Consider the following 2,076-nt stretch of genomic DNA (forward strand, 5'->3'; position numbering starts at 1 on the left):
CCAATTAACCAAACTGGAAGAATCTAGTTTAATCTGGCCAGACAGTCTCAAAACGTATAAGATGGGCCTCCCCAATGCCAGAGCAAACTATTACTCAGCATTGATAGAAGACCATAAGAACAACCCCAGGTTTCTTTTCAGCACTGTAGCCAGGCTGACTGAGAGTCAAAGCTCTATTGAGCCTTGTATTCCTTTAGCCCTTAGCAGTAATGATTTTATGAGCTTTTTTAATGACAAAATTCTAACTATTAGAGGCAAAATTCATGACCTCCTGCCCTCAGATAGTACCTATCTAACCTCAAACACAGCTGTAAGACCTAATATATATTTAGATTGCTTCTCCCCAATTTCTCTTCAAGAATTGACCGCAGTGATTTCTTCATCTAAAGCATCAACGTGTCTCTTAGACCCCATCCCAACTAGGCTACTTAAGGAGGTCTTTCCTTTAGTTAACACTCATATATTAGATATGATCAATATATCCTTATTAACAGGCTATGTACCACAGTCTTTTAAGGTAGCTGTAATTAAACCTCTACTAAAAAAGCCCACCCTGGATCCAGAGGTGTTAGCCAACTATAGACCAATATCTAATCTTCCCTTGAGATCCTTGAGAAAGTAGTCGCAGACCAGCTGTGTGATTTTCTCCATGATAATAATTTATTTGAGGAATTTCAGTCAGGATTTAGAGTGCATCATAGCACTGAGACAGCACTAGTTAAAATTACAAATGACCTTCTGATTGCTTCAGACAAAGGACTCGTCTCTGTACTTGTTTTATTAGATCTTAGTGCGGCGTTTGACACAATTGACCATCAAATTCTACTGCAGAGACTGGATCACTTAATTGGCCTAAAAGGTTCTGCACTAAGCTGGTTTAAATCTTATTTATCTGATCGTTTTCAGTTTGTTCACGTTCATAATGAATCATCCTTACGTACTAAAGTTTGTTTTGGAGTTCCGCAAGGTTCTGTGCTCGGACCAATCCTATTTACTCTATATATGCTTCCTTTAGGTAACATCATTAGAAATCACTCTGTAAATTTCCATTGTTATGCCAATGATACACAGTTGTATTTATCTATGAAGCCAGAAGAAAGTAATCAATTCACTAAACTCCATAACTGCCTTAAAGACATAAAAACCTGGATGAGCACCAATTTCCTGATGTTAAATTCAGACAAAACTGAAGTTATTGTTCTTGGCCCCAAACAACTCAGAGACTCTTTATCTGATGACATAGTTTCTCTAGATGGCATTGCTCTGGCCTCTAGCACTACCGTAAGAAACCTCGGAGTAACATTTGATCAAGATTTGTCTTTTAATTCTCATTTAAAACAAACCTCACGGACTGCATTTTTTCATCTGCGTAATATTGCGAAAATTAGGCCTATCCTGACCCGAAAAGATGCAGAAAAATTGGTCCACGCTTTTGTTACCTCTAGGCTGGATTACTGTAACTCTCTATTATCAGGTAGCTCTAGTAAGTCCTTAAAAACTCTCCAGCTAATTCAGAATGCAGCAGCACGTGTACTAACAGGAACTAAGAAACAAGATCATATTTCTCCTGTTTTAGCTTCTCTGCACTGGCTCCCTGTAAAATCCAGAATTGAATTTAAAATCCTACTGTTAACTTATAAAGCTCTAAATGGTCAAGCTCCGTCATATCTTAGAGAGCTCACAGTGTCATATTATCCCACCAGAACACTGCGCTCTGAGAATGCAGGGTTACTCTTGGTCCCTAAAGTCTCCAAAAGTAGATCAGGAGCCAGAGCCTTCAGCTATCAGGCTCCTCTCCTGTGGAATCATCTTCCTGTTACGGTCCGGGAGGCGGACACCGTCTCCACATTTAAGACTAGACTTAAGACTTTCCTCTTTGATAAAGCTTATAGTTAGGGCTGGCTCAGGCTTGCCCTGTACCAGCCCCTAGTTAGGCTGACTTAGGCCTAGTCTGCCGGAGGACCCCTCTATAATACACCGGGCACCTTCTCTCTTTCTCTCTCTCTCTCTCTCTCTCTCTCTCATATCCTATTACTGCATATCGGTAACTCGGCTTCTTCTCCGGAACCTTTGTGC

At 40.3% G+C, this 2,076-nt stretch carries 2 protein-coding genes; both read left to right on the forward strand.

Features of this window, described 5'->3' with window-relative positions; genetic code table 11:
* The coding region (locus R7F67_RS23775) for a hypothetical protein (protein WP_318057409.1) at positions 1-622 on the forward strand (622 nt) is incomplete at its 5' end.
* 11 nt (positions 623-633) lie between these two features.
* Positions 634-1,896 (forward strand): reverse transcriptase family protein, encoded by a 1,263-nt coding sequence (locus tag R7F67_RS23780; protein ID WP_318057410.1) that lies wholly within the window; start codon positions 634-636, stop codon positions 1,894-1,896.
* Positions 1,897-2,076 lie beyond the last annotated feature (180 nt).

The sequence above is a fragment of the Vibrio sp. YT-17 genome (genome assembly GCF_033337375.1).
GTDB lineage: Bacteria > Pseudomonadota > Gammaproteobacteria > Enterobacterales > Vibrionaceae > Vibrio > Vibrio alginolyticus.